The 26,566-nt window shown below is 72.9% G+C and carries 26 protein-coding genes; 17 read left to right on the top strand and 9 right to left on the bottom strand.

All coding sequences use genetic code 11. From position 1 onward, the window contains the following. Positions 1–6: 6 nt before the first annotated feature. A complete protein-coding gene (locus DJ018_RS11425) occupies positions 7–885 on the bottom strand; it encodes a metallophosphoesterase family protein (protein WP_111515074.1) in 879 nt (292 codons plus the stop codon). 77 nt (positions 886–962) lie between these two features. Between DJ018_RS11425 and DJ018_RS11420 the strand changes: the two genes are divergently transcribed. Genes DJ018_RS11420 through DJ018_RS11410 form a run of 3 tightly spaced genes read left to right on the top strand, consistent with a single transcriptional unit; the run spans position 963 to position 3,963 of the window. After that, positions 963–2,108, top strand: coding sequence for a CDP-alcohol phosphatidyltransferase family protein (locus tag DJ018_RS11420; protein ID WP_240609525.1), 1,146 nt, complete (start codon positions 963–965; stop codon positions 2,106–2,108). Then, the gene (locus DJ018_RS11415) at positions 2,105–3,037 is read left to right on the top strand and encodes a diacylglycerol/lipid kinase family protein (RefSeq protein ID WP_165842896.1); all 933 of its coding nucleotides are present in this window, start codon (positions 2,105–2,107) and stop codon (positions 3,035–3,037) included. Before DJ018_RS11420 ends, DJ018_RS11415 begins: the two co-directional genes overlap by 4 nt. After that, a complete protein-coding gene (locus DJ018_RS11410) occupies positions 3,034–3,963 on the top strand; it encodes a hypothetical protein (RefSeq protein ID WP_111515072.1) in 930 nt (309 codons plus the stop codon). Before DJ018_RS11415 ends, DJ018_RS11410 begins: the two co-directional genes overlap by 4 nt. Here DJ018_RS11410 and spt read toward each other — a convergent pair. From spt to DJ018_RS11375, 7 genes are all read right to left on the bottom strand, one after another. Next, positions 3,945–5,162: a serine palmitoyltransferase gene (spt, locus tag DJ018_RS11405; RefSeq protein ID WP_111515071.1), complete on the bottom strand. Its 1,218-nt coding sequence runs from the start codon at positions 5,160–5,162 to the stop codon at positions 3,945–3,947. The two genes, DJ018_RS11410 and spt, sit on opposite strands and share 19 nt — an antisense overlap. A 2-nt stretch (positions 5,163–5,164) precedes the next feature. Further along, a complete protein-coding gene (locus DJ018_RS11400) occupies positions 5,165–5,419 on the bottom strand; it encodes an acyl carrier protein (RefSeq protein WP_111515070.1) in 255 nt (84 codons plus the stop codon). 95 nt (positions 5,420–5,514) lie between these two features. Then, entirely contained in the window at positions 5,515–6,453 is a 939-nt protein-coding gene (locus DJ018_RS11395; protein ID WP_111515069.1) for an NAD-dependent epimerase/dehydratase family protein, read from the bottom strand. Continuing rightward, positions 6,454–8,160, bottom strand: coding sequence for a fatty acyl-AMP ligase (locus DJ018_RS11390; protein WP_240609524.1), 1,707 nt, complete (start codon positions 8,158–8,160; stop codon positions 6,454–6,456). Positions 8,161–8,191: 31 nt separating this feature from the next. After that, complete coding sequence (locus DJ018_RS19440) at positions 8,192–9,508, bottom strand: lipopolysaccharide biosynthesis protein (RefSeq protein WP_240609523.1); 1,317 nt, start codon at positions 9,506–9,508, stop codon at positions 8,192–8,194. 99 nt (positions 9,509–9,607) lie between these two features. Beyond that, positions 9,608–10,522 carry a DUF4112 domain-containing protein gene (locus tag DJ018_RS19560; RefSeq protein WP_111515066.1) on the bottom strand — a complete coding sequence of 305 codons (915 nt, stop codon included), beginning with the start codon at positions 10,520–10,522 and terminating at the stop codon, positions 9,608–9,610. A gap of 64 nt (positions 10,523–10,586) precedes the next feature. After that, positions 10,587–11,639: a LacI family DNA-binding transcriptional regulator gene (locus DJ018_RS11375; RefSeq protein ID WP_111515065.1), complete on the bottom strand. Its 1,053-nt coding sequence runs from the start codon at positions 11,637–11,639 to the stop codon at positions 10,587–10,589. A 779-nt stretch (positions 11,640–12,418) separates the two neighbouring features. Here DJ018_RS11375 and DJ018_RS11370 point away from each other — a divergent pair. Next, positions 12,419–13,135 (top strand): hypothetical protein, encoded by a 717-nt coding sequence (locus DJ018_RS11370; RefSeq protein WP_133254276.1) that lies wholly within the window; start codon positions 12,419–12,421, stop codon positions 13,133–13,135. Positions 13,136–13,233: 98 nt separating this feature from the next. Beyond that, positions 13,234–14,631 carry a recombinase family protein gene (locus DJ018_RS11365; RefSeq protein WP_111515063.1) on the top strand — a complete coding sequence of 466 codons (1,398 nt, stop codon included), beginning with the start codon at positions 13,234–13,236 and terminating at the stop codon, positions 14,629–14,631. A gap of 20 nt (positions 14,632–14,651) precedes the next feature. Here the strand turns inward: DJ018_RS11365 and DJ018_RS11360 are convergent, their stop codons facing one another. After that, on the bottom strand, positions 14,652–14,981 hold the full coding sequence (locus DJ018_RS11360) for a helix-turn-helix domain-containing protein (protein ID WP_111515062.1): 330 nt from the start codon (positions 14,979–14,981) through the stop codon (positions 14,652–14,654). 228 nt (positions 14,982–15,209) lie between these two features. Between DJ018_RS11360 and DJ018_RS11355 the strand changes: the two genes are divergently transcribed. From DJ018_RS11355 to DJ018_RS11300, 12 genes are all read left to right on the top strand, one after another. Then, entirely contained in the window at positions 15,210–15,803 is a 594-nt protein-coding gene (locus DJ018_RS11355) for a lytic transglycosylase domain-containing protein (protein ID WP_111515061.1), read from the top strand. Continuing rightward, positions 15,800–16,099, top strand: coding sequence for a TrbC/VirB2 family protein (locus DJ018_RS11350; RefSeq protein WP_165842894.1), 300 nt, complete (start codon positions 15,800–15,802; stop codon positions 16,097–16,099). The genes DJ018_RS11355 and DJ018_RS11350 overlap by 4 nt, the downstream gene beginning before the upstream one ends. Before the next feature lies 1 nt (position 16,100). Further along, positions 16,101–16,427 carry a VirB3 family type IV secretion system protein gene (locus tag DJ018_RS11345; protein WP_111515060.1) on the top strand — a complete coding sequence of 109 codons (327 nt, stop codon included), beginning with the start codon at positions 16,101–16,103 and terminating at the stop codon, positions 16,425–16,427. After that, the gene (locus tag DJ018_RS11340) at positions 16,420–18,801 is read left to right on the top strand and encodes a VirB4 family type IV secretion/conjugal transfer ATPase (RefSeq protein ID WP_111515059.1); all 2,382 of its coding nucleotides are present in this window, start codon (positions 16,420–16,422) and stop codon (positions 18,799–18,801) included. The genes DJ018_RS11345 and DJ018_RS11340 overlap by 8 nt, the downstream gene beginning before the upstream one ends. Beyond that, complete coding sequence (locus DJ018_RS11335; RefSeq protein ID WP_111515058.1) at positions 18,801–19,505, top strand: type IV secretion system protein; 705 nt, start codon at positions 18,801–18,803, stop codon at positions 19,503–19,505. The genes DJ018_RS11340 and DJ018_RS11335 overlap by 1 nt, the downstream gene beginning before the upstream one ends. Continuing rightward, positions 19,502–20,440, top strand: coding sequence for a type IV secretion system protein (locus DJ018_RS11330; RefSeq protein ID WP_111515057.1), 939 nt, complete (start codon positions 19,502–19,504; stop codon positions 20,438–20,440). The genes DJ018_RS11335 and DJ018_RS11330 overlap by 4 nt, the downstream gene beginning before the upstream one ends. A gap of 179 nt (positions 20,441–20,619) precedes the next feature. Next, a complete protein-coding gene (locus tag DJ018_RS11325; RefSeq protein ID WP_111515056.1) occupies positions 20,620–21,300 on the top strand; it encodes a VirB8 family type IV secretion system protein in 681 nt (226 codons plus the stop codon). Further along, positions 21,297–22,136: a TrbG/VirB9 family P-type conjugative transfer protein gene (locus tag DJ018_RS11320; RefSeq protein ID WP_240609522.1), complete on the top strand. Its 840-nt coding sequence runs from the start codon at positions 21,297–21,299 to the stop codon at positions 22,134–22,136. The genes DJ018_RS11325 and DJ018_RS11320 overlap by 4 nt, the downstream gene beginning before the upstream one ends. Next, entirely contained in the window at positions 22,133–23,131 is a 999-nt protein-coding gene (locus DJ018_RS11315) for a TraB/TrbI/VirB10 family type IV secretion system protein (RefSeq protein ID WP_111515055.1), read from the top strand. The genes DJ018_RS11320 and DJ018_RS11315 overlap by 4 nt, the downstream gene beginning before the upstream one ends. Beyond that, positions 23,128–24,117 carry a P-type DNA transfer ATPase VirB11 gene (gene virB11 / locus DJ018_RS11310; RefSeq protein WP_111515054.1) on the top strand — a complete coding sequence of 330 codons (990 nt, stop codon included), beginning with the start codon at positions 23,128–23,130 and terminating at the stop codon, positions 24,115–24,117. The genes DJ018_RS11315 and virB11 overlap by 4 nt, the downstream gene beginning before the upstream one ends. Further along, on the top strand, positions 24,095–25,936 hold the full coding sequence (locus DJ018_RS11305; protein WP_111515053.1) for a type IV secretory system conjugative DNA transfer family protein: 1,842 nt from the start codon (positions 24,095–24,097) through the stop codon (positions 25,934–25,936). The genes virB11 and DJ018_RS11305 overlap by 23 nt, the downstream gene beginning before the upstream one ends. Then, entirely contained in the window at positions 25,929–26,507 is a 579-nt protein-coding gene (locus tag DJ018_RS11300; protein WP_111515052.1) for an LPD7 domain-containing protein, read from the top strand. The genes DJ018_RS11305 and DJ018_RS11300 overlap by 8 nt, the downstream gene beginning before the upstream one ends. Positions 26,508–26,566 lie beyond the last annotated feature (59 nt).

Genomic DNA, 26,566 nt, shown 5'->3' with positions numbered 1-26,566 from the left:
CCGGGCTCAGCCGACCCGCAGGCGATAGCGGCCCAGCTCGCCGATCGTCCCGCCGGAAAGTCCCCGGGCGGTGACCCGCACGTCCCAGCCGCCGTCCCGCGTCTCGATGTCAAACCCATGCCAACGAGCGGCCTCGTGATGGCCCTCCACGGAAGACGCGGACGGCACGCCCAGCACCGGGATCGGCCCTCGGGGACCTGGGGCGCTGCCCACCGCGGCCGTATGGGCATGGCCGTGCAGCACCAGCTCCGCTCCGGCCTCGCGGAGCACGGCCCGCAAGGTCTCGCCGTCCCGCAGGCTCTTGCGCCGCGACACCACCCCGTTCACCGGCGGATGGTGGATCAACAGCAGCCGGAACAGCCCCTCGCCCTTCAGCTCCGGCAACAGGCGCGCTAGCCGATCCAGCTGTTCGGGCCCCAGCTCCCCCTGCGCCAGGTGCGGCGCGGTCGGCAGCGCCGAGCAGAGGTTGATCACCGCCACCGGCCCCCGTCGCCGCACGTACGGGAATGCGGTCGCCGCCTCGTCGCCCAGCCAGGGCCGCCAGGGGTCGAACCGCGCCGCGTCCGCCCGGCCCACCAGGGCGTCGTGGTTGCCGGGGCTGACGGTGACATCGGCGCTGGGCCCCAGGCCGTCCAGCCAGCGGCGCGCCGCCTCGAATTCTTCGTTCGTGGAGAAGTTCGTCAGGTCGCCGGTGATGGCCAGGTGATCGGGCGCGTGCGCCTTTACGTCGGCGACCAGCTGCGCCAGCACCGCCGGATCGTGCGTGCGCCCCTTGCGTCGCCAGGCGAAGCGGCTCAGGCGGCGCTTGAGCGGCTGATCGCGTCCGCCGGCGCCCGGCGGCGGCGGCAGGTGCAAGTCCGAGATATGGGCGAGGCGAAACGCCACGGTGGGGATGCTCTCTGGCCTGTGAAGCTCGAGCTGCGTATCAACTTCGGCGGGTTTGAACAGGGGCGGATTTGAAGATGGGCAGCGCGGACGCACAAGGTCGGGCGACGCGGGCGACCACGGTCGCCGGAGGCGAGGCGCGGATCTGGGGCATGACGGGCGCCGAGCGTCTGGAGCGCATGTACCGCCGGGCCGGTCTCGACATCGTTGCGCCGGAGGCCCTGGCCGCCCCGGCGGCGTCGGAGGGCGGCGTGCTGATCTCCCGCGCCGACTGGGTCTATGACGAATCGCTGATCAAGGCGCTGGCCCAGCGTCCGGGCGGCCTGCTGGTCGCGCCGAACGGAACCGCCCTGGCGGCCCACGTGACCTCCACCGACGCCTCCGCGGCGGCTGCCGCCTTAGCCGCCGGCGAGAACCCGTCGGCTCGCGTGGCGGGTCTGACGCCCCTCGATCGCGACGAGCTCGCCTACAACCAGGCGCTCCGCAAGCGCGAGCCGCCGGTGCTTGAGCCGCTCACCTCCGACAACGTGGGTCAGGTGGAACGGCGGACCTTCCAGGGCTCGTACAAGGGGGTGACGGACATCGTCACCAAGTACCTGTGGCCGGCGCCGGCCCGCGTGGTCACCCGCTGGTGCGCCCTCGCCCGCATGACGCCCAACCAGGTGACCACCATCGGCTTCCTGCTGGTGCTGGCCGCCTTCTGGCTGTTCTGGAACGGCCACTACGGCTGGGGTCTCGCCTGCGGCTGGGTCATGACCTTCCTCGACACCGTCGACGGCAAGCTCGCCCGCGTGACCATGACCTCGTCCAAGTGGGGCAACGTCTTCGACCACGGCATTGACCTGGTGCACCCGCCCTTCTGGTGGTGGGCCTGGTGGGTGGGCCTTTCCGCCGTGGGCCAGCCCGTGCCCTACGCCGGCGCGATGCTCGCCGTGGTCCTCGTGGGCTACGTCGTCCAGCGGATCCTGGAAGGCATCTTCATGCGCGCCTTCGGCTTCCACGTTCATGCCTGGCGCCCCTTCGACAGCTGGTTCCGGCTGATCACCGCTCGCCGCAACCCCAACCTGATCCTGCTGACCGGGACCTGGCTGCTCGGCCGGCCGGACGTCGGCTTTGCCGCCATCGCGCTGTGGACGGCCCTGTCCCTGCTCGTCCACCTGGCCCAGCTGGTGCAGGCCTTCGCTACGCCGAAAGCCAAGGTGACCTCCTGGTTGTCCCGGTGATCCACGCCGGCGTCCTCACCAACCCCCGCAGCCGCCGCAACCTGGCCGGCGCTCAGCCCACGCCTGCGCCAGCCGGCGTCCAGGTCGAGGTTTCGCGAGGGTTGGAGACGCTGGACGAGGAACTTGCCCGTCTCGCCGCCGCCCGTATCGATCTCCTGGTGATCGACGGCGGCGACGGCACGGTCAGAGAGGTGCTCACCCGTGCGCCGCGCTGCTTCACGGCCGGCATGCCGCGCATCGCCGTCTTGCCCTCCGGCAAGACCAACGTCCTGGCGCATGACCTTGGCGCCCCGCGCGGCTGGACGCTCGAGCAGGCCCTGGCCAGCGCCGAACGCGGCGGCGTAGCCTCGCGCAGCCCGCTTGAGGTCCTGCGGCCCGGCGCGACCTCCCCGGATCTGCGCGGTTTCGTGTTCGGAGCGGCGGCCTATGTCCGCGCTTCGGAGCTCGCTCAGACCGGGCATCGCCTCGGCATCTTCAACAACCTGTCCGTGGCCGCCACCCTGGCCGCCGCCGTGCTCCAGACCCTCACCGGCCGTGACGACCGCGGCTGGCGGGCCGGCGAACGGCTGGCCCTGGGCTTCGATGGCGAGGCGCCTTGCGAGCAGCAGCTGTTCCTTCTGCTCGCTTCGACCCTGGAACGCCTTCCCATGGGCCTTGCGCCTTTCGGGGCGGGAACGCGGGGCCTTCGCGCCCTCACCGTGGAGGCGCCACCCCGCAGGCTGGCCGCCGCCCTCCCGCCTGTGCTGGCCGGCCGATCGCCCGCCTGGCTGGAAGCGGCCGGCTATCGCCGCCATGCGCTGGAGATCTTCGACCTGCGCCTCCCCTCGTCCTTCGTGCTGGACGGCGAAACTTATCCGGGCGGAGAGCTCACGGTCCGCCGTGGCGCGCCCCTGCAGTTCGTCACCCCGGTAGGCTCCGAGACCCCATGAGCCCCGAACTCCTGTCCTTTGTCCGTCGTGAGCTGGCCGCGCCTGTTCCCGATCAGGTGCGCCAGTTTGGCGAGTCGCTCGCCCGCGACCGAGGCGCTGTGGCGGTTCTGTTCTACGGCTCGATCCTGCGCACCGGCGATCTCAGCGGCGTGCTGGACTACTACCTTCTGACGCCTCGCCCCCTGCGGCGCGGCGTGCGGGCCCTGGCCGAGCGCTGGCTCTGGCCGGAGGTCAGCTACCATCAGATGGACCTGGGCGGAGAGACTCTTCGGGCAAAGGCGGCCACCCTGCCAGTCCAGACCTTCCGCAGCGCAGCCGGCGGGCTGCAGCTCGACACCACCATCTGGACCCGCTTCGTGCAGCCTAGCGCTGTAATCTGGTCCGCCGAAACCGCCGTGGCCGAGGAGATCGTCGTCGCGGTCGCCGCCGCCTGCGAGACCGCCGCGCGGTTCGCCGCCGCCCTAGGGCCGCAGAGCGGCTCGGCGGAGGCCTTCTGGCTCGCCCTGTTCCGCAGCACCTACCAGGCCGAACTGCGCATGGAGGACCCGACCCGCTCGGCCCAGATCCTCGCCTATCAGCCGGAACGCTACCGCGCCCTGCTGCCGCTGGCCTGGGCGAGCGCCGGGATCGGCTTCGATGTCTCGAGGGATCAGCTCACGCCCAAGCTGCCGCAGGCGGAGCGGCGGTGCATCCTGGCCGCCTGGGCGCAGCGGCGCAGAGCCGGAAAGCCTTTGAACGTCGCCCGCCTGATCAAGGCGACCTTCACCTTCGAAGGCGCAGCGCGTTATGCGGCCTGGAAGATCGAGCGGCATACCGGCCTGCACATCGAGGTGACGCCCTGGCGTGAGCGTCACCCCCTGTTGGCCGCGCCGATCGTGGTCTGGAAGCTCTGGCGAGCCCGCCGGCGTCAGCCGGCGGCGCGCTGATCCAGGCTCGGCAGCACGCCGAACTCACGTCCGACCCACTCGAAGATCGCCAGCACTTCGTCGATCTGTTCCGGCGTGTGCGCCGCGCTGACGCTGGAGCGCAGCAGCGGGCGGTTGTTCGGCGTGGCGGGCGGCAGGGCGAGGTTCAGATAGACCCCGCCGGCCAGCAGCCCGTTCCACATCGACAGCGCTGTCGGAAGATCCGGCATCACGACCGCCACGATCGGACTGGCCTTCGGTCCGGTGGTGAAGCCCAGGGCGTTCAGGCCCGCGTGCAGACGCTCGGCGTTGGCCATCAGCTGGGCGCGCAGGGCGCCGTCGGCTTCGACCTTCTCCAGCGACTTCAGCGTCGAGGCGACCACCGCCGGCGGCAGCGAAGCGGTGAACATGTAGGGGCGGCTGACCACCCGCAGGATGTCGAAGTCGTCCGCGTCGGAAACGCAGAACCCGCCGATCGCGCCCAGGCTCTTGGAGAAGGTGCCGACGATGAAATCGACGTCCTCTTCCACGCCTGCGGCTTCGGCCAGGCCCCGGCCCTTCTCGCCCAGGACGCCCATCGAGTGGGCCTCGTCCACGAGCAGGTAGGCGCCGGTTTCCTTTTTGACCTCGACCATCTCGCGCAGCGGCGCGACGTCGCCCATCATCGAGTAGATGCCCTCGACGACGATCAGGCGGTCGCCCGGCTGGCCTTCCAGCCGGCGCAGGCGCTTGTAGAGGTCTTCCGGATCGTTGTGGCGGAAGCGGATCACCTCGGCGTGGCCCAGGCGCGCGCCGTCATAGATGCTGGCGTGGCTGTCGGCGTCCAGGATCAGGTGGTCGCCGCGACCGACCAGGGCCGACAGGACGCCCAGGTTCGCCTGGTAGCCGGTGGTGAACACCATGGCATGCTTGCGGCCGTAGAAGCTGGCCAGAGACTGCTCCAGCTGCGTGTGCGCGCCGTAGCTGCCGTTGGCGATTCGCGAGCCGGTCGTGCCGGTGCCCCAGCGGCGCACCGCCTCGACGGACGCTTCGACGCTTTCCTGGTCGAAGGTCAGCCCGAGGTAGTTGTTCGTGCCGAGCAGGATGACCCGCTTGCCGTTGATCAGCCCTTCGGTGGGCGACAGCACGGCGTCGAACGCCACCTGGAATGGATCGGCTCCGGCGCGCCGGATGCCCGAGTAGGCCTCGAGTTGGCCGAGGTGTTTTTGCAGAAGCCCCATTTTCACGCCTTCGTCCGGAGCTCGTCGATCAGGCTGGCGAGGTCTCCCACCGTCTGAACGAGCGCCATGCGATCGAGCGGAATGGACAGGTCGAACTTGTCCTCCAGCTCCATCACGATGTTCATCAAAGCCAGGGAATCCACCGCCAGATCCCGGGCGATATCGGTCGCCGGCGTCAGCACCACCGGCTGTCCCAACACAGTCTCGGCGGCCCGCGCGATCTCGCGCACCGTCAGGTCTGCGACCACCTCACCCATTGGATGACGACTCCCCTTACGCCCCTCGCGCGCTCACAGCTAAGAACCCCGAGCGGGAAGCGCCACAGGTTCCTTATAGAAACGTAATAATTTCGTCACCGGGACAGAACGCCCGCCTCCAGGTTCCAGCGCAATGTGTCGCGGAAACCGTCGGTCAGGCTGTAGACGGGCGGGGGCAGATCCCGGCCGCGCTCCCCCTCATGGACGCTCCAGTCCAGGTGCCGCATCTCGCGGGCTTTTCCGGGCGTGAGCATGGGAGAATGGCCCATCGCCTGCCCCAGAGCGCCGAATACGCCCAGGAAAGTCACCAGAAGCTCGGGTGTACGCACCAGCGGCGCTTTCCGGCCGCTTGCCGCCAGCGCCGCCTCCATCAGCTCGCGCCAGCCGTAGCCGTCGGGCCTGGCGTCCGAGAGCGTGACCAACTCCTGGGCTGGTGGGGCGCCGGCCATCGCGGCGATCTGCCGCGCCGCGTCCTCCACGTGGATGGCCGCGATCCGCGCCCGCGAATCGAACACCGGCAGCACCGGGCTGGTCAGGGCCGCCTGGAACAGGGGCAGCAACTCCACGTCGCCCGGTCCGTAGATCGCCGGCGGCCGCACCACCGTCACTCGTTCGCTCAGGATCTCCCGGGCGACGTCCTCGGCCTGCCGCTTGCTGCTCGCATAGTCGGATAGCTGCGGCTCTCGCGCCGCCAGGCTGGAGACCAGCAGCAGGCGCTCAGCGCCGGCTTGGAGGGCGGCTTCCGCGACCCGGCGCGTCCCGGCCACATTGACCGCCTCGAAGGCGGCTTTGGAGCGGGCTTTCACCAGCCCGGCCGCATGCACCACGACCTCGGCGCCGGCGCAGAGCGCCGCCAGCCCGCGGCTGTCGGCGAGGTCGCCAGGAACAACCTCCGGCTCGAAGCCGCGCCAGGATGGGTCGATCGGGTCCTTGCGGGCCAGGATGCGCACCTGCCAGCCCGCTTCGAACAGCGCCCGGACGAGGTGACGCCCCAGGAAACCCGTGGCGCCGGTGACCGCCGCAAGGCGCGCCATTCAGCGCGCCGTCTTCTCGAAGGCGCCCGATTCGAACAGCGCTCGCGCCTTAGAGCGGCTGAGCTTGCCCGACGAGGTCTGCGGCAGGGCATGAGCCCCCACGAGCTGCACCTGGGCGTCCACCCCGTGCCGGGCCCGCAGCACGGCCGTGACGTCTTCCGTGATCGTGCGGCGAACGTCCGGGTCGCTGCTGCGGCACTGCACCAGCACCACCACCCGCTCCTCGCCCGCCTCGTCGGTCACCGACACGGCGGCCACGTCGCCGCTACGCAGGGCGCCCACCGCCTGCTCGGCCGTCCATTCAAGGTCCTGCGGCCACACGTTGCGGCCGTTCAGCAGGATCAGGTCCTTGGCCCGGCCGGTCGGGACCACCTCGCCTTCCACCACGAACCCCAGGTCGCCGGTGTCCAGCCAGCCGTCCGCCGACAGGGCGGCGGCGGTGGCTTCCGGCTGCTCAAAATACTCGCGCATCAGGCTCGGCCCGCGCACGAAGATCCGCCCGACCTGACGCTCGCCCAAAGGCTCACCCGTCTCGTCGCGGACCTGCAGCTCGTGGCCCGGCAGAATGGGGCCGCACCGCACAAAGCTGCGCTCGCGTCCCTCGCCCTGCGGCGCGACCACGGCGCCGTCCTGCTCCATCCGGTCCACATCCACCGTTTCGGTGCGCAGGCCGCCTTCCAGCGGCGCCATGGTCAGCGCCAGGGTGGCTTCCGCCATGCCGTAGCTCGCCACGAAGGCGCTTCGCCGGAAGCCCGAACCGCCAAAGGTCTCCGCGAAAGCGTCCAGCGGCCCGGGGCGAACCATGTCGCCGCCGACGCCCGCGATGCGCCACTTCGACAGGTCCAGCCCGCCGCCGTCGCCTCGCCGGGCGCACAGCTCGTAGCCGAAGGTCGGGCTGTAGGAGATCGTGCCGCCGTTGCGCGAGATCATGTCCAGCCACAGGTTCGGCCGGCGCACGAACGCCGCCGTCGGCAGCAGGTCCACCGACATCTGGCTGGCCAGAGGGCTCAGCAGGAAGCCGATCAGCCCCATGTCGTGATACAGCGGCAGCCAGGAGACCGCCCGGTCCTCCGGCTTCACCTGCAGCCCGTCGCGGGTGATCGCCACCGCATTGGCCATCAGCGCCCGGTGGGTGACCACCACGCCCGTCGGATGCCGCGTGCTTCCCGACGAGAACTGCAGGTAACAGGTCTGGTCCGGCGCGATGGCCGGCAGCTCCCGCCCCGCCCCGTCCGGCAGCGTCTCGAGGCTCAGCTGCAGCCGAGCGCCCGCTTCGCGCCCGGCTTCCTGCACCCACTCGTCGTAGGCCGCCGGCCCGAACACCGCCGCGGCCTTGGCCGACGACAGCATCCGCCCGATCTGCGCGACGTAGGCCTCCTTGCCGCCCAGCGGCGCCGGCAGCGGCAGCGGCGCCGGGATGATCCCCGCGTACTGACAGGCAAAGAAGGCCCGCACGAACTCCGGCGTTGTGTCGGCTACCAGACCGACGCGGTCCCCCGCCTCCAGCCCCGCCGCCAGCATTGCCCGCCCGAGGCCCTGCGCCTCCTCCCTCAGACGTCTGTATGTCTGCGACAGGACCAGCTGACCGCGCAGGTCATGAAAATTGATCCCGGTCTCGCCCGTGGCGGCATAGTCGAGCGCCTCGGTGAGCGTCGCAAAATCGGCATGGCGCAGGCGCCGTCCAGGCGAAGTCGGGGTGATCGTCAAAGCAAAACGTCCAGGCAATACGGATCGAAAATCAAGCGGACCGGCCGCGCCGCCGCAGCACCAGCACGAGCATGCCCAGCGCCAGCGCGATGGAGGCCGCAAGCAGGCTCGCCCCGGCCGCTTCGACGCCGAAACGGCGCACCAGCGGCGGCAACGCGATCGCATAGCATACCGCCACGACGACTCGCACCCGCACCGCAGCGCCCGCGTGGCCCAGCGAGATCACCAGCGGCTCCAGCGGCAATGCGATCAGCCCCACCACGGCCGCGGCCACCTGCCAGGTCATCAACGAGGCCGCCGATTCGAAGCCCGCTCCGAGGATGAGGCGCAGCAGCGGCGCGCCCGCAAACGTCGAGACCACCAGCAGCACAATCCCGACCCCACCCGCGGCAAGGCCGATCTGCACGGCGAGGCGCCACATCATCGCTTCCCCGGAACTCGCGCGCAGCCGCGCAAGCTCTGGGTAGAGCGCCGGAACCAGCAGCTTGGCGGGCTTGGCGATCGCGTCGGCGACCTGCCGGCCAACCCGCCAAAGCGCCGCCTGGGACGGCCCGAGCACGCTGCCGACCATCAAGGTCACCAGATGGGTGAAGGCGGTCCCCAGGGTCGCGTTGAGGTTGGTCGCCCAGGCGAAGCGCCAGACCCCCGGCTGAGGGATGCGGTAAGAACCGCCCCAGCTGAACCCCTCCAGCAGTCCCCGTCGGCGAAGTTCGAGCCAGGCGCCGCCGCACATCCACAGGAATCCGGCGAGCGTGCCCGCCGCCCACACCAGCAGAAAAGGGCCAAGCGACCAGTTCAGCCATAAACCGAGACCGCAGCCGGCCAAGCGGACCAGGGAGATCACCACCGCCTGCCCCGCCAAGATGTCGAAGCGGTCGAACAGCCGCAGCAGCCCAAGCGGCGCCGCGGCGACGATGATGGCGACCGAAGTCGCATATGCGGCTGCGGCGGGAGCCTGTGCCGGCTCCCATCCGAGCGGGCCTGCGAACAGGAGCGCTGCCGCCACCCCGATCGCCACGCCCGCCACGCCGCTCAAGACGTCGAGCATGGCGGTGAAGCGGATCACCCGCTGGAACTCGCCGATCCGGCGCTCTTGCAAGGGCTCGGCGCCGTACTGGAGCACTGTCTGCCACGACTGAAAGCGCACCACGTCGCCGAGCAGCTGTGCAAAGGCGTGCATCAGCACAAGGATGCCGAAGGGCTGCACGCCGAGGGCGCGCGCCGCCAAGGCGGTGTAGCCTAGGCTGATCACCGCGTTCACGGTTCGCCCGCCCAGCAGCTTGCCGGTGTTCACCAGGACGCGCCGGAAAACTTGCTCGCTGGCCTCGGCGCTGCGCTCCTGGTTCAACTGCGATCCTGCGCCCAACGCCCACCCATCATGCGCGACAAAGCGCTGGCCCTACTTAGGACAGCTGCCTGCGCCGCCCAAGCGCCGCGATGCCGCTGTTCAGCCTGCTGCGCGCGCCGTGCCGAACAGCTCCTGGAGCGCGACCATGATGTGGTAGAAGCTGCTCGCGGGCGCCGGCTCGTCCACGAAGCTGCCGTCGGGCCGCATCTTGTCGCGCCAGGCGCCGCGGGTGGGGACGTCCAGGTACCGCGCCAGACCTCGGCACGCCATCAGGGCGTCGCCTTCCTCCCCCAGGATCAGCGCTGCTTTCAGGTATTCCGTCTGCGGCCAAAGGCGAGCCGTCGCGTCGCGCACCGACAGGTCGTCCCACAGGGCGTTCACCGCGACCTCGCGCTCCGTGTCGACACCACGCTTGCCCAGTTCGAACAGCTTGCGCGCCGCACTCCTGGCGCGCGTATCGCCACGGCTGACGCCCCAACGCTCAAGCAGCCACGCCCATTCGAAATGGTGCCCTGGCTCAACCAGCCCGGCCTCGCCAGTGATCGGCCGCCACTCCGCGTCGAAGAACTCCTGCAGCACTCCTGTCTCAGGATCGATGAAGCGGTCCAGGGCTAAGCCCGCGAGCTCGTCGGCCAACGCCGCCCACTCCGCGTCCCCGCCAGCGGCCTGCCATTCCAGCGCCGTTTCAAGCAAATGCTTGGCGGCCATCAGGTGGGCGGGGAACAGGGTGTCGATGGCCCAGCCGACGAAGGGCACGCTCGAGGCGCCGGTGTCGGCCAGCAGATAGGCGGCCATGCGCGCCACGGTCTTGGGCGAGGCGCCCGCCTGCAGCGCCTCGTAGATCAGCAGCCCGGCCGCGCCGGCGCTGTAGAGGGTGCCGGCGCCAGGGGCCCAGGCGACCACGCCGTCGACGCCTAGCCGCAAAGGCCCCAGGCGCAGCAGCCCGTCCGAGAGCCGCTTGATCCGTTCGGCTTGCCGCCAGGCCCGGTGGGCGCGTTCGCGATCCTGATCCATGCCGGCACAACGCCCGTGCGGCAGCTGCGGTTCTGGCTGGCCGGCGGCAGGCGCCTGGAGGGCGTCAAGACAGCGCCGGCGCCGGCGCTCGGGCGCGGTTCGGGGGGGCGGTGGATTGGCGCTCCACCAGGGCGTGGCTCAGCAGGTGGTCGCCGGCGGCCGGGGCGCCGTTGCGGATCGCTCCCATCAGCAGCTCCAGCGCTGTCGCGGCCATCTGGCGGACCGGCTGGCGAATGGTGGTCAGCGGCGGCCAAAGGGTGGTGGCGACGGTCGTGTCGTCGAACCCCACGACGGTGAGGTCTCGGGGCACGTCCAGGTGCCGGCGGTGGGCCACAGAGACCGCCGCGGCGGCCATGTCGTCGTTGCTGGCGAAAATCGCAGTCGGAGGGCAGGCTTCGTCCAGAAGCCATTCGGCGGCGCGCAGCCCGGAGGTGTAGCTAAAAGCGCCCTGGGCGATGATGAGCTCCGCGCCCGGGGTGGCGTCCACCGCCGCGCGACAGCCCTCGAGCCGCAGCGCGCTGGACGACTGGTCCGGGTTGCCCGCAATGAAGCCGATGCGGCGGTGACCGAGCGACAGGAGATGGCGCGCCATGTCGTGGCTCGCCTGCCAGTCGTCGATACGCACGCTTATTCCTTCGCCAGTGGGCTGGCCCACGGCAACCACCGCCGTCGGGAGGTGAGCGTCGCTGAGCACCTGCCGGATGGCGGGCAGCTCTCCCAGCGGTGGCGCGAGCACCACGCCGTCGACGCCCTGCGCCATCCGTCGCAACTCGGCCTCGGGCGGCGCCAGGCCGTCTTCGCCCTTCACGAGCGTCAGGCGCACGCCCTTGGCGGCGGCTTCCTCGAACACTCCGATCAGGAAGTCGCTCATGAAGGCGGCGCTGGGGTTGGAGTAGACGACCCCCACCCTCGCCTCACCGGCAGTCACAAGGGTCCGCGCCGCGATGTTGGGCTCATAGTTGAGGGTGCGAATGGCGGCGAGAACGGCCTTGCGGGTGCCATCGCGCACGCCGGCCTCGTTGTTGATGACGCGAGAGACGGTCATCTTGGAGACGCCAGCCACGCGCGCGACATCGATAATCGTCGGGCCGCGCCCGCGGCCGATGGCCTTCGCCAATCCGATCTCCCCGATCGATACCCTTCCCTCTCCTGCAACATTTCCGCGCCAAGGCCAACTAGGGGCGGATCTAAGAGGAAGAACGCCGAGAGCAAGGCGGGGCCATTGCGGATGAGAACGTTCCCAATTCCCGCGCCTGCCTAGGCTTAAGGCGGCGCAACAACCTACGGCCGATATAAAGAAACGCCTCCGACCGTGAACGGGCGGAGGCGCCAAGGAAAGGAAAAGGTCACATCAAAGGGAATGTGAACGTTACCATCGGTAGATCGACGACCCGCAGCCGTCAACCCGGATCGACGTTTAACGAACATCAGGAGGCGGCGGACTGGGGGCGGTGGCAGGTAGCTCGCCGGCTGAGCTTGTCAGCCCGTCGAGCGCTGCCAACCTCACAGGACTTCCGCTTACATAAGCCGCTCGGCGGCAGGCCCCTGCGTCTGAGCGCGCCGATTGAGGCCGCACCTGGCGTGCGCTCCCTCAACAGCGGTCACGACAGCTCGCTGAGCCTGTCGGACCGAATCCCGGCGTAACGCGGAACACTCCGCTGCCCCACACGGCGCGCGCTCCACGGTCACGACCGCAGGCAAGTTGATCGTGGGTGCTCAGAGCCCGACGCCCGAGGGGCGACAGGAAAGCGATGGTACCGCCCTCCCGGATCGAACGGGAGACCTCCAGAGCCACAATCTAGCTTTTCGAACGCAATAACAATGCCTTGCACAACTCTTTGACTGCAGTCGGATCGATGCTCGCGCCCTTCTAGGGCGTCGGTCTAGTATGCGCTGATGACGCTGCGCCCCTCTATCACCGTCGCTACACCGTGCTACGGCGGCATGGCCCACGCGGCCTGCTTCAGCTCGCTGCTGGCCCTCCGCCGAACCTGCGCAGCGAACGGCATTCCACTCCGCGTCGAGCTCGGCGGCGGCGAAGCCTTGATCGGCAGGTTCCGCGCCGCGGCGCTAGCCGCCTTCCTGGGGTCGGACGCAAGCCACCTGCTCTTCATCGACGCTGACATTGGCTTCCCGCCTGAAGCCGTCTTCCGGCTGCTCGACCACAGGAAGGAAGTGGTCGGCGGGGCTTACGCGCGGAAGACGCTGACGGCGCGGGGACCGCAACCCGAGTTCATCCTCGCGACGAACGCGACTGAGGACGGCGGATTGCAGCCGGCGCTTGAGGTCGGAACGGGCTTCCTGCTGATCAGCCGGACGGCCGCTCGCCGAATCACCGACGGCTACCCTCAGCTGCGCGCCCGGCTGGGCGACGTGAAGGCCAGCACCGCGCCGGAAGCGGCGATGGTGTTCGACTCATTCGTAGACCCGGACACCCGCCGCTACCTGAACGACTACCAGGCGTTCTGCCGTCGCTGGCGGGACATCGGCGGCGAGGTCTGGGTGGATCTCGATGTGGAGGTCACCCACCAGGCGGAAGCTCAGGTGCTCCTCAGCCAGGCGCCATTGGGGGCGGGGTCCGCCGTTGCGCCTCAGGAAATCGGATCGACCTAACGGAGCGCGATACGCTCGCCATCTACGGGCTCAGACGCCTTCCACGAACGCAGCGGCGGGCGTAGCGTAGGTCGTCGGGGAGTTCTGCCGAGGCCGCCATGCGCCGTGCGTTCGACCCGCCCCGCCGCGCTGCTCAGTACCTCCGGATGTCCACGGACCATCAGAGGTACTCGATCGAGGCGCAGACTGCAGCGATCGCCGCCTACGCTCTGGCCTCAGGGTACGAGATCCACCGCACCTACGCCGATCCCGGCATCAGCGGGTTGCGGTTCGAGACCCGCCCCGCGCTGCAGCAGCTGCTCACGGACGTGCTGTCGGGCGACCGCGCTTTCGAGGCCGTGCTGGTCTACGACGTGAGCCGCTGGGGACGCTTCCAGGATCCCGACGAGAGCGCCCACTATGAGTTCCTCTGCCGGCAAGCCGGAGTGCAGGTCGTCTACTGCGCTGAGCCGTTCGTAAACGACGGCTCGTTTGCAGCGATCCTCGTCAAGCACATCAAGCGCGGCATGGCGGCCGAGTACAGTCGAGAGCTTTCGGCGAAGGTGATCCGAGCCAAGCACGGTCTTGCCGCCAAGGGCTATTGGGTCGGCGGCTCGCCGGGCTACGGAATGCGGCGCAGGATCGTCATGCCGGACGGCGCGCCAGGCCAGCTCCTCCAGGACGGCGACCGCAAGGCGCTGCAAGGACACCGGGTGATCCTGACGCCCGGCCCCGCCGCCGAGGTGGAGACGGTGCGCCGGATCTTCCGGCTGTATGTGGTCGGCGGCTATTCGATGGTCGGACTGGTCGCGCTGCTCAACGCTGAGGGTACGCCCGCTCTCCATGGCGGCCTCTGGACCAAGTCGCGGGTCAAGTCGGTGCTTCGTAGCGAGAAGTACTGCGGCGTCTACACCTACGGGATGACACACCAGGACCTGCAGGGCCGGCGCCGGGGCACGCGCCGCCTGCGCCTGGCCGGCGCCTGGCGGCCGGTGATCAGCCGCGCGATGTTCGACGCCGCGCAGACCAGCTGCCGCCAGCGCAAGCCCTGGATGGAAGACGCCGCCCTTCTCGACGAGCTCCGCACGGCGTGGGCCGATCAGGGCGCGCTCTCCGCCAAGATCATCGCGGCCCACCCGGCCACCCACGCCCCGTCCGTCTACAAGGCGCGGTTCGGCGGCCTGCTGGGCGCCTACCAGCTGATCGGCTACGCCCCTACGCCCCACCAGGTCCGCTCCGCTGAGGCCGCGCGGCGGGACCGGCCGTTCACGCGCCGCCCCCCGCGCCCGACCCGGTCCAACGCGGAGCTCACCGCAGGCCTGCAGGCCCTGCTCGATCGCACCGGGCGGATCACCGTGGACGCCATCGACGAGGATCCGGCCCTGCCCTCCGCCGCGATGCTGAGCCAACGCTTCGGCGGCATGGCGGGGGTGTACGCCGCCGTCGGCTACACCCCCACTCGACGACAGGCGCTCCTGGCCCGACCGCGACCAAGCGCCGGACCGCGCCAAGGCTGAGCCGCCGCCGACCCGCCGCATCACGGATCGTCGGCGGCGTCACCGATCAGACCGAGCTTGCGGGCGCGCACCACAGCCTGCACCCGCGTGCGGACGCCCAGCAGCGCGCAGGCCTTCGCCAGGTGACCTTCCACGGTGCGCGGCGAGATACCTAGAATCACCGAGATGTCTGAAGCCGATTTGCCTTTTTCCGCCCACTCTAGGCAGGCCCTTTGACGGTCGGTCACAAGCCGCGCCAGCCGCGCCGCGTCGGCAAGCGATGCGGAACGATCCCCGCGATCATCAACAATGCTCATGGCAAAACTTCCTGAAACAGCATCCACCCAAACCGCCAAGAAAGACGACGCCATTCAGGAAGTAGTTCCCGTGACTTCAATCTGCAGTCGAAACTCACAAGTTCATTGGTCCAGCGCCGCAAGGCGATTGCGGCGTTCACGCCGAATCCTTGCGGATACCTGCAACTGCAGGACATGGGCAGCGCCCTCCAGGTAGTCTTACTTGCCCTGACCCCGTAGGTCTACGGATCGCGCGCTCGCGGCGGACACGTCAGGAGTCGGTCCTCACTTCGGGACCTCGCCGTGCTCGACCCCGCCGCCCTCGCCGCTCTCGCCGCCGCCTGCGCCCCGCAGGTCGCGCCGGTCACCCTGGTGGCTGTGGCGCAGGTCGAAAGCGGGCTCGATCCCCTCGCGATCGGGATCAATGGCGCGCAGCCACGCGCCCTCCGACCGCGCACCGCCGGCGAGGCGGCGGCGACCGCCCGCCGGCTGATCGCCGAGGGGCGCAACCTCGACCTCGGCCTGGCCCAGATCAACGTCCGCAACCTCGGATGGCTGGGGCTTTCGGTCGAGGCGGCCTTCGACCCCTGCCGCAACCTCGCCGCCGCAGCCCGGGTGCTGCAGGCGGGATACCGACCGCATGACGCCGCCCGAAGCGGCACGCCGGCGCTGCACATCGCGCTCAGCCGCTACAACACCGGCCGCGCCACCGCCGGCCTGCGGAACGGCTACGTGGCCAAGGTGCTCGCCGCCGCCGCGCGCCTCGCGCCGCGGCTGGCCCCTCCGCCTATCGCCTCGTCCGCGCCGCCCGCAGCCGAGCGCCCTTGGGACGTCTTCGCAACCCGGTCCGGCAGCGCAGACCTGCTCGTCACCCCAGCCCCTGGAGCCCAGCCGTGATCCCTGCCGCCGCCCTGCGCCCCCTTGCGCTCGCCGCCGCCCTGCTCGCCGCGACCCCCGCCGCGGCCCAGGCGGGCGGCGGCGCCGACCTCGGGGCCTTCATCCAGAACATCATCGACCTGCTGAACAGCAGCGTGGTCCGCGGCCTGGCGATCCTGGCGGTGATCCTCACCGGCATCGCCTGGATGTTCGGCCACCTGGACCTGCGGCGCGCCGGCACGGTGGTCGTGGGGATCATCGTGATCTTCGGCGCTTCCACCATCGTCGACATGATCACCGGCGGACAGGGCGGCTGAGATGGACGCGGCGCCGCTCACAGAGGACGTCCTGTTCCTCGCCTGCACCCGCCCGGCGCTGGTCTGGGGCGTGCCGATGGAGGCCATGGGGCTCAACCTGATCGCCTCCGCGGTCGCCTTCCTGGCCGCCGGCTCGCCAGCCTGGCTGCTCGCCGCGCCCGTGCTGCACCTGGTGTTCCGCGGCGTCTGCCGGGCGGATCCGAACGCCTTCCGCGTCCTGCGGCTCTGGCTGGAGACCCGGCCCGCCGCGCGCAACGCCCGCCTCTGGGGCGGCGCCTCGACCACGCCGCTGGCCCTGCGGCCGCGGGCGGAGACGCGTCATGGCTGAACCCCTCGCCCGTCCGGCGCCGGCCGGCGCGCTGCGCCGGGAGCCGGAGCCCGGCCGCGTCCTGCCCTACGCCCGGCACGTCACCGAAAGCATCCTGGCGCTGGACAGCGGCGGCCTGATGGTCTGCCTCGAACTGGCCGGCGCCAGTTTCGAGACCGCAGACCCCGAGACCCTCAACGCCCGGCACGCGGCGCTGAACGACGCCTGGCTGAGCCTCGCCCACCCACGGCTGGCGGTCTGGCATCACCTGGTGCGCCAGCCGCAGGCCGACTGGCCGGAGGGGCGTTTCGAGTCGGCCTACGCCGCCGAGCTGGACGCCGCCTGGCGCGCGCGGACGCAGACGCGTCCGCTGTTCGCCAACCGGCTGTTCCTCACCCTGGTGCTCCGCCCCGGGAGCGTCCCGGCTGTCGGGACGGAAACCTGGCTGGCGCAGCGGATGCGCCGCCCTGCAGACAGCCTGACGGAGCGGGAGGACGTGGCCCGGCTGTCGGAGGCCGGCCGCGACCTCGTGCAGCACCTGGCGCGCTATGGGCCGCGCCGGCTCAGCCTCGTCGAGCGCGACGGCGTCCTGTTCTCCGAGCCCCTGGAGATGCTGCGGCTGCTGTTGTCCAGGCGCCCCGAACCCGCGCCGCTGGTCCGCGGCCACCTGGGGGCCGCGCTCTACGCCGACCGGGTGATCTTCGGCCGCGAGGCGCTGGAGATCCGCACGCCCGGGGCCGCCGCTTACGCCGGGCTGCTGGGGATCAAGGCCTATCCGGCCACGACCCGGCCCGGGCAGTGGGACGCCCTGCTCTCCGCGCCGTTCGCGTTCACCTGCAGCCAGTCCTTCGCCTTCCTTTCGCCGGCAGCGGCGCAAGGAGTGCTCGGCCGCAAGCAGAACCAGCTGGTCTCGGCCCAGGACCCGGCCGCCTCCCAGGTCGACGACCTGGCCGCGGCCCGCGACGGCCTGGCGTCCGGCCGTTTCGTCCTCGGCGAGCACCAGGCCAGCGTCCTGGTGCACGGCGAGACCGGCCGCGCCCTGGCCCAGAACATGGCGGCGGCCCGCGCCCTGCTGGCCGAGTCCGGCCTGGTGGCGGCGCGCGAGGACCTGGGGCTGGAGGCGGCCTTCTGGGCGCAGTTCCCCGGCAACTTCCGCTGGCGGCTGCGGCCCGCGGCGATCACCAGCCGCAACTTCGCCGCCCTGGCGCCCTTCCACACCCATCCGGCCGGCCAGGCTCAGGGCTGCCACTGGGGCGCTGCGGTCAGCCGGCTGCGCACCCGCGCCGGCTCGCCCCTGTGGTTCAGCTTCCATGTGGGCGACCTGGGCCACACCTTCATCTGCGGCCCCTCCGGCTCCGGCAAGACCGTGCTGCAGAACCTGCTGCTCGCCCAGGTGGAGCGGCTCGGCGCCCAGCGGGTGTTCATCGACAAGGACCGCGGCGCGGAGATCTTCATCCGCGCCAGCGGCGGCGCCTACCTGGCCCTCAGGCCCGGCGAGCCCACCGGCTTCGCCCCGCTCAAGGCGCTGACCGACGCGCCGGCCGACCGGCGCTTCCTCGGCCGGCTGTTGCGGGCGTTGGCCGCCCCCTCCGACCGGCCGCTCACCGCCGTCGAGGAGACCGCGCTCGATGCGGCCGCCGCCGGCCTGCTTCGCTTGCCGGCCGCCGACCGCTCCATGGCCGCCGCCCGCAGCCTGCTGGGACACAGCGACGCCGGCGGAATCGGCGCGCGGCTGGAGCGTTGGACGCAGGGCGGCGCCCTCGGCTGGGCGCTGGACGGCGCGGCCGACGCCCTCGACCTCTCCCCGCGGCTGGCCGGCTTCGACATGACCGCCCTGCTGGACGACGCCGAGGTGCGGACTCCGGTGCTGCTCTACCTCTTCCACCGCCTGCAGCAGCTGGCGGACGGCCGCCGATTGGTGATCGACATCGACGAGTTCTGGAAGGCGCTGGGCGACCCGGCCTTCCGGGCCCTGGCCGAGGACGGGCTGAAGACCTTCCGCAAGCAGAACGCCCTGCTGGTCCTGGGCACCCAGTCGCCCGCCGACGTCCTGCGCTCGCCGATCGCGCACACCCTGGTGGAGCAGTGCGCCACCCAGATCTTCCTGCCCAACCCGCACGCCACGGTCCGCGACTATGTGGAGGGGTTCGGCCTCAGCCGGCGCGAGCTCGCCCTGGTGCGCGAGGGGTTCGGCGGGCCCCACCGCTTCCTGCTCCGCCAGGGCCTGGAGTCCACCGTCGCCGAGCTCGACCTCACGGGCCTCGACGACCACCTGGCGGTGCTCTCGGGCCGGGCCGGCACCGTCGCCCTGCTGGAGCGCCTGCGCGCCGTCCACGGCGACGACCCGGCCCGCTGGCGCCCCGCCTTCCACCAAGCCCTACGGGAATCCGCCTGATGCGCCGTCTCCGCCCGCACCTCTGTCTCGCCCTGGCCCTGGCGGCCGCCCAGCCGGCCGCCGCTCAGGTCGTGGTCCACGATCCGACCAGCTACGCCAGCCTGCTGCGGCAGGCTCAGACCGCCGCCGAACAGCTGCAGACCCTGCGGGGCCAGCTGGAGGAGGCCCGCCGGCTCTCCGACCGGCTGAACAATCCCGCGGGCCTCGCCGATCTGGCGCCCGTCCTGGCGGCGCCCGGCCTGCGGGGCGCGCTGCCTGAGCTCGAGGCGGTCCGCCGCGCCGCCGACGGCGACCTCGCCGCCCTCGGGGCGCTCGCCCCGCGGGCGACGGCGCTGCGGGAGGCGGCTCGCCTTTACCGGCCCGCGCCGGAGGACGAGCCTGGCCAGGCCCTGGCCCGCACCGGCGACCGCGCCGCCCGCGACCAGGCCTTGGCCGAAGCCGCGGCGGAGGCCGGCGACCGCCGCCGACCCGGGCTGCAGCAGCTGGCCGGGGCGATCGGCACGGCGCCCACCGCCCGCGGCGTGCTGGAGCTGCAGGCGCGACTGGCCGCCGAACAGGCGCTGACCGCCAACGACCAGCTGCGCCTTCAGGCGCTGGCCATGAGCCAGGCGGCGGAGCAGCGCCTGGCGGACCAGCGGCTGCGCGAGCGCGCCGCCGCCGCCGCGGCCGCCCGCCGCGCCCTGTTCCAGGGCGCCCTGCCGTGAACGGCGGCTTCCAGGTGTTCGGGCCCGCCTATGCGGCGGTGGACGCCCGGCTCGCCGCCGCCCTGGGCGACGGGGCCGCCCGCGCCATCGCCGAGGTCGCCGGGCCCCTGCGCCTGGCGCTGGCGCTCTACGTCCTGCTCTACGGCTTCGCCATCCTGCGCGGGGCCATCGCCGAGCCGCTGGCCGACTTCGCCGTCCGGTCGGTGAAGCTCGCCGCCCTCTACGCCCTGGCCGCCACGCCGGCCTACGGCGACTGGATCGTCCAGCCGCTGTTCCACGCCGCCCCGGATCTGCTGGCCCGGGCGGTCGGCGGGGCGGCGGCGGCCGAGGACGCCGGCCAGGTGTTCGACGCCTTCCTGGCGCGGGCCGGCCTGCTCGGCCAGGCCTGCGCCGACCAGGCCAGCGCCTTCGACTGGCTGCCGCTGCTGGTGGCCGGCGCGGTGTTCGCCGCCGGAACCGCCGCTGCGGCCGTGGGCTTCGGCGTGCTGCTGCTGGCCAAGGTCGCCCTCGCCCTGTTGATCGCCCTGGGCCCGCTGTTCGTCGGCCTCGCCCTGTTCGACGCCACCCGCCGCTGGTTCGTCGGCTGGCTCAGCCAGGCGGTGAACTACCTGGTGCTGTTCGCCCTGCTGCTGGCGGTGCTGGCGCTGGTGGAGGCGCTCGTCGCCGACCAGTGGTCCGCCTTGCAGGGGCAGGATCCGGTGGCCGCCGGCCTGCTGTTCGTCGCCCTGGCCCTGCTGGCCGGCGTGCTCTTCCTGCAGGTCCCGGCCATCGCCGCCGGCATCGCCGGCGGGGCCTCCGCCGGCCTGGCCGACTTCGCCAACGCCGCCGCCCTCGGGCTCGGCGCCCGTCCCCGCACCCCGTCGCCGGCCGGCGGCGGCCGCACCCGCATCGCCCGCGAGGGCGGCTCGGTGCGGCCCCTGCGCGGCCGCGCCTGAGGAGACCCTCCGATGCCACGATCCCGTCCCCGGCCTCCAGCCCTCGCCCTTGTGCTGGCGCTCGCCCTGTCCGGCTGCGCAACCCACGAGCAGTCGACCGGCTGCCACGGCCCCCGCCGCCCGGCCAATCCGCCCTCCGCGCCGGCCGACGCCGGGCCGTCTCTTCCGGAACCCACGCCATGGCTCCGGTAACCCCGTCCGGCCTGCAGGCCTACCTCGCCGAAGCGGAGAGCTGGGACCACGACCGCTGGCGGGCCGCCGAGCGCTCCCGGCGGCGGGCCTGGGCCGCCGCAGCCGGCGCGGCCGGCCTGGCCGGCTGCTGCGCCCTGGCCCTGGCCGCCCTCGCGCCGCTGAAGACGGTGGAGCCCTATGTGGTGCGCGTCGACCGGACCAGCGGCGCGGTCGAGGTGCTCACCGGTCTGTCCGGCCGCCGGGACATGCCGGTGGAGGAAGCGGTCACCAAGAGCTTCCTGGCCACCTATGTGCGGGCCCGCGAGAGCTGGCTGGCGCCCGCCGCCGAGGCCAACTTCCGGCAGGTGGCGGTGATGTCGGCGCCCGCCGAGCAGCAGCGCTGGGCGGAGGCCTTCCGGCCCTCCAACCCGGCAAGTCCGCAAGTGGCGCTCGGGCCCGACGCCGAGGCCGAGGTTCAGCTGCGGGCCATCAGCCTGGCCGCCCCGGGCGTCGCCACCGTCCGGTTCCGTCGCACCCTCCGGCGCGGCGGTCAGGTCGAGACCGGCGACTGGCTGGCCACGATCAGCTTCGCCTATGTCCGCGCGCCGCTGCGCGAGGCCGACCGGCTGCGCAATCCGCTCGGCTTCCAGGTCACCCGCTATCGCACCGATCCGGAGGTGACGCCGTGATCCCCCGCCGCAGGCCCCTCGGATATTTCGCGTCCCTGACGCTGGCCGCCCTGCTCGCCGCCGCGCCGCCCGCCGCCGCGTCCGACCCGCGCATCCGCACCCTGGACTATCAGCCGGACAAGGTGGTGGCGCTCACCGCCGCGCCGCGCACCGCGCTGCAGGTGCAGTTCCCGGCGGGGGAGACCGTCCGGCACGTGGCGGCCGGCGACGGCGCCGCCTGGGACGTCGCGGTGGAAGGCGGGGCGCTGTTCCTGCGGCCCACCGCGCCGGCCGCGGCCGGCAACCTGCTGGTGGCGACCGCACGGGCCGACGGGATCCTGCGCCACTACGCCTTCAGCCTGCGGACCGCGACCCCGGCCAAAGCCGGCGCGCCGCTCTATGTGGTGCGCTTCCAGGATCCGCAGGCCGACGCCCTGCGGAAGGCGGCCGCCGCCGCCGACCGGCTTTCGGAGCTGGCCGACCTGGCCCTGGCCGCGCGACTCGAGCACGGCGCGGTCGAAGGTCCCCGCAACTTGGCCTACGAGCGGCAGGGACCCGAGTCCCTGGCGCCGGCCGAGGTCAGCGACAACGGCCGCTTCACCGTCCTGCGCTTCGCCGGCGCCCAGGCCCTGCCGGCGGTCTACACCGTAGGCCCCGACGGCGCCGAGGCCCTGGCCCGCTTCGACGTCCGCGGCGACCGGCTGGTGGTGCACGGCGTCGCCGCCCAGCTGCGGCTCCGCCGCGGCCGGCAGGCGCTCTGCCTGTTCAACCTGGCCTGGCGCCCGGAGGCGGCCCCGACCCCCACCGGCACGGCCGCCCGCGAGGTCGTGCGCACCCTGAAGGGGCTTGCGCCATGACCGCCGAGGCCGACCCGCCGGTCCCCGAGCCGCCCCTCGACCGCGGGATCTCGCCGGTGTCCGGCCGCGCGCGGCGGGCACCCGCCCGCCTGGTCCTGCTGGCCGCCCTCGGGCTGGGCGGCGGCGCCCTGGCCCTGGCCGCCGCCCGCCCGACGGGTCCGGCGCCGGAGCAGTCGCCCTCGGCCGCCGCCCGCGAGCTGGCGCCGTTCGAGCCCGCGCCCCGACGGCCGCCCGCCACGCCCCCGCCGCCGGTCGGGACGCCGGACGCCCCGGTGGATCTCACCCCGCCGGAGGTCCCGGCGAGCGATCTGCCGCCGCCGCCAGGCGCCCCGCTCCTCGCGTTTCGCGCCGGCGGGTCCGAACCGCGGACGCCGGCCGCGACACCCGTCCAGCGCTCCGACCCGCCCGCGGTGGCCGTGGTCCGCGCCGGCCGGCTGCCGGATCGCCGGCTGGTGCTGCTGGCCGGGGCGCGCCTGCCGTGCATCCTGGAGACCGCCCTCGACAGCGCCGTCCCCGGACCGGCGACCTGCCTGCTGGCGGACGATGTCTGGGGCGAGGACGGAACCGTGGTGCTGCTGGAGCGCGGCGCCCGGCTGCTGGGCGAACACCGCGGCGGCCTGCGGGCCGGCGACCGCCGGCTGGCCGTGAGCTGGACCCGGATCGTCACCCCCGCCGGGGTGGCGGCGGACCTCGCCGCCCCGGCCGTCGACCCGCTGGGCCGCGCCGGCCTGCCGGGGGTGGTGGACAACCGCTGGGGCGAGCGCCTCGGGCCGGCCCTGCTCGTGTCGCTGGTGGAAGGCGCCGCCGGCCGGCTCGCCCGCCGCGGCCCCTGGGCCTGGCTGGCCGCGCCCGGCGCCTCGGCGACGACCGAGGCCCTCCGCGCCGGTCGGGAGGTCGCCCCGCGGGTGGCGGTCCCGCCGGGCGCCGAGATCGGCGTGCTCACCACCCGCGACCTCGACTTCTCCGAGGTCTACGCCCTGGCGGCCGCGCCATGAGCGGGGACGCCGCCATCCTCCACCACCACCTCAAGCCGCTTCGCCAGGCGCTTGATCTTCCTGGCGTAACCGAACTCGTGGTCAACCGGCCGGGGGAGTACGGGATCGAACGGGCCGGGACCTGGAGCTTCCAGGCCGCGCCCGAACTCACCGCCGACTGGCTGCACACCCTGGCGGTGGCGGCGGCGGCCAACACCCGGCAGGACGTCTCCGCCGCCCGGCCGCTCTGCGCCACCGTCCTGCCGGGCGGGGAGCGCTGCCAGATCGTGCTGCCGCCGGCCGCCGAGCAGCTGTCCCTCACCCTGCGCCGCCCGCCGGGCCGCGCCCTGGAGCTGGCCGAGCTGGCGGCCGCCGGCCTGTTCCAGACGGTGGGCGCGCCGGGGGCGGCCCGCGCCCTTGCGGACGCCGCCCTCGCGGCCCTGGCCGCAGCGGGGAACTGGCCCGCCTTCCTGGCGGCGGCCGTGCGCGCCCGCCGCAACATCCTGATCTGCGGCGCCACAGGCTCCGGCAAGACCACCCTGGCCCGCGCCCTGGTGCGGCTGATCCCCGCCGACGAGCGGCTGGTGACCCTGGAGGACGCCCGCGAACTCACCGTGCCGCACCGCAACGCCGTGCACCTGCTCTACGCCAAGGACGGCCAGGGGCTGGCCCGGGTGGCCCCCAAGGCGCTGCTCGAGGCCGCCCTGAGGATGCGGCCCGACCGCATCCTGCTGCAGGAGCTGCGCGACGAGGCGGCCTTCTTCTACCTGCGGACGGTCAGCGCCGGCCATCCGGGCTCGATCACCACCCTGCACGCCGACAGCCCGGACCTGGCCTTCGAGCAGCTGGCCCTGCTGGTGAAGGAAAGCGGCGCGGGCCAGGCGCTGCCGGGCGCGGAGATCCGCGGCCTGCTGCGGCGGCTGGTGGACGTGGTGGTGCACATCGCCCGCCGCCGCGACCGCTTCCAGGTGACGGAGATCTGGCATGACCCCGCCGCCAAGGCTTGAGCGCCTGGCGCGCGGCGTCGCGCTGGCGGCCGCAGGTCTCGCCGGTCTGCTGCTGTTCGCCGCCCTGGCGGCCCTGCTGGCCCTCGCGGCGCTCGGCCAGCTGTCCCCCGAGCTCGACCCCGCCGCCCTGCCCGCATGGTTCTGGCGTCACCGCCGCCGCCCCGAGCTGCAAGCGGCGCTGGCCGACGGCGCCCTGCTGGCCGCCGCCGGCCTGCTCGTCCTGGTCATGGCCGCGGTCCGGGCGCATCGCCGCCCGCTGCACGGCGCCGCCCGTTGGGCGTGCGAAGCCGACCTGAGGCGGGCGGGCCTGCGGGCCGAGGCGGGCATCGTGCTCGGCCGCAAGGGCGGCCGCCCCCTGGTGCTGGGCGGGCCCGAGCACGTGATGCTCTACGCCCCCACCCGCACCGGCAAGGGCGTGGGCGTGGTGATCCCCAACCTGCTGAGCTGGCCGCATTCGGTGGTGGTGCTCGACGTCAAACGGGAGAACTGGGACGCCACCGCCGGCTTCCGGGCCGCCGCCGGCCAGCCGGTCCACCTGTTCGATCCGCTGGAGGCCGAAGGCCGGACCGCCCGGTTCAATCCCCTGGGCCACATCGACCGCGCCGACCCGACCGCGGTGATCGACGCCCTGCAGAAGATCGCCGCCATGCTGTTTCCGGCGCCGCTCCGGGCCGATCCCTTCTGGTCCGAGGCCGCCCGCACCGGCCTGGTGGGCCTGGGCGCCTATGTGGCCGCCACCCCCGAGCTGCCCCTGGCGTTCGGCTCGATCTACGACCTGCTCACCCAGGGCGATCCGCGCCGGCGGCTGCCGCAGCTGATCGCCGCCCGCCGCCGGGCCGGCGCGCCGCTGCCGGCGGCCTGCGTCCAGGCGCTGACCGACTTCACCTCCAGTTCGGACAACACCTTCGCGGGGGTCCGCCAGACCCTCACCTCGCGCCTGAACCTGTGGCTGAACCCGCGGGTGCGGGCCGCCACGGCGGCCAGCGACTTCGACCTCGCCGCCCTGCGCAGCCGGCCGCAGTCCATCTATCTGGCCGCCAGCCCCGACAACCTGCCGCGCCTGGCCCCGCTCTACAGCCTGCTGCTCCAGCAGCTGGTGGACGCCGCCGCCGCCGAGCGACCGGGCGGCGGCCGGCATCCCTTCCCGGTGCTGGTGCTGCTGGACGAGTTCGCGCGCCTCGGGCCCGCGCCCGCCCTGGCGCACGGCTTCGCCTATCTGGCCGGCTACGGCCTGCGCCTGCTGCCGGTGCTGCAGAGCCCCGCCCAGCTGCGGGCCGAGTACGGCCCGGACCTGGCCGAGGAGATCCTGGCCAACTGCGGGGCGGAGATCGCCTTCGCCCCCAAGGAGCTGGCCGTCGCCCGCGAGCTCTCCGCCCGGCTCGGCGACACCACCGTCCCCGGCGCCGCGCGCACCCGCCCCGCCGGCCTCTCCGCCGGCCCCCGCAGCGTCTCCGAATCCGACCACCGGCGGCCGCTGCTGCTGCCGCAGGAACTGCTGCAGCTGCCGCCCTCGGCCCTGCTGGTGCTCAAGGCGGGCGCGCCGCCGGTGCGCGGCCGCAAGATCCGCTACTACGCCGATCCGCTGTTCACCTGGCGGCTGCGCCCGCCGCCCCCTGTTCCGCCCTGCGAGCCGCCGGCCGGCGCCTTGCCGATCCAGACGTCAGGAGACGCCGAGGACCTGTCCCCGGAGCTGCTGACCGCCCTGGCGGCGGAGGGCCTCGAGCCGCCGCCGGCCGGCGCCTCCGAGCCCGAGCTGCAGGCCTGGGTCGACGCCCTGGTGGCGCCCAGAGATCGCCTCCCGGAGCTCGCCCATGGCTGACCGCCGCAACCGCCTGTCCGCCGACGCCGACGCGCCGACCGACGTAGCCGGCGACCTCCCCGAGCCGCTCAACGGACGCTACTTCCGCGAGCCGGCGCCGCGCGGCCGCGTGCGGCTGTTCCGCGACGCCACCGGCCGCGCGCCTGTGCTCGAGGACGCCGGTCGCCGCCTCACCGCCCTGCGCAACGACCCGCAGCTGGTCCGCGACCTGGTGGCCATCGCCGCCCACCGCGGCTGGACCCGGCTTCGGGTGGAGGGCGCGCCCGAGTTCCGCCGGGCCGTCTGGCTGGAGGCGCGCCTCGCCGGGCTGGAGGTGCAGGGCCACCGCCCGTCCGAGCGCGATCGGCAGTATCTGGCGCGCCGCACCGAGCGCGCCGCCCGCCGCACGCAAGGTCGACCGGGGCCGCGCGACCGCCCGGCCGACGCCGACCGCCGCCTGGAGATCATCCGCCGGGTGCTGCAGGCCCGGGTGGCCGACCCCGAGCTGCGGGCGCGGGTGCTGGCCTATGCGCAGCGGCGACTGGGCCGCCGGCCCGAGCGCCAACGGGACGGACCGGAGCGGAGCCTTTGACCGCCCGCCGCGTCTGGAGCCAGGGCGACCCGCAGGCTAGGCTTGCGAGGTCAGAGGCG

The sequence above is a fragment of the Phenylobacterium deserti genome, from assembly GCF_003254705.1.
GTDB lineage: Bacteria > Pseudomonadota > Alphaproteobacteria > Caulobacterales > Caulobacteraceae > Phenylobacterium > Phenylobacterium deserti.
This window is presented reverse-complemented; position numbering and strand designations above follow the sequence as displayed.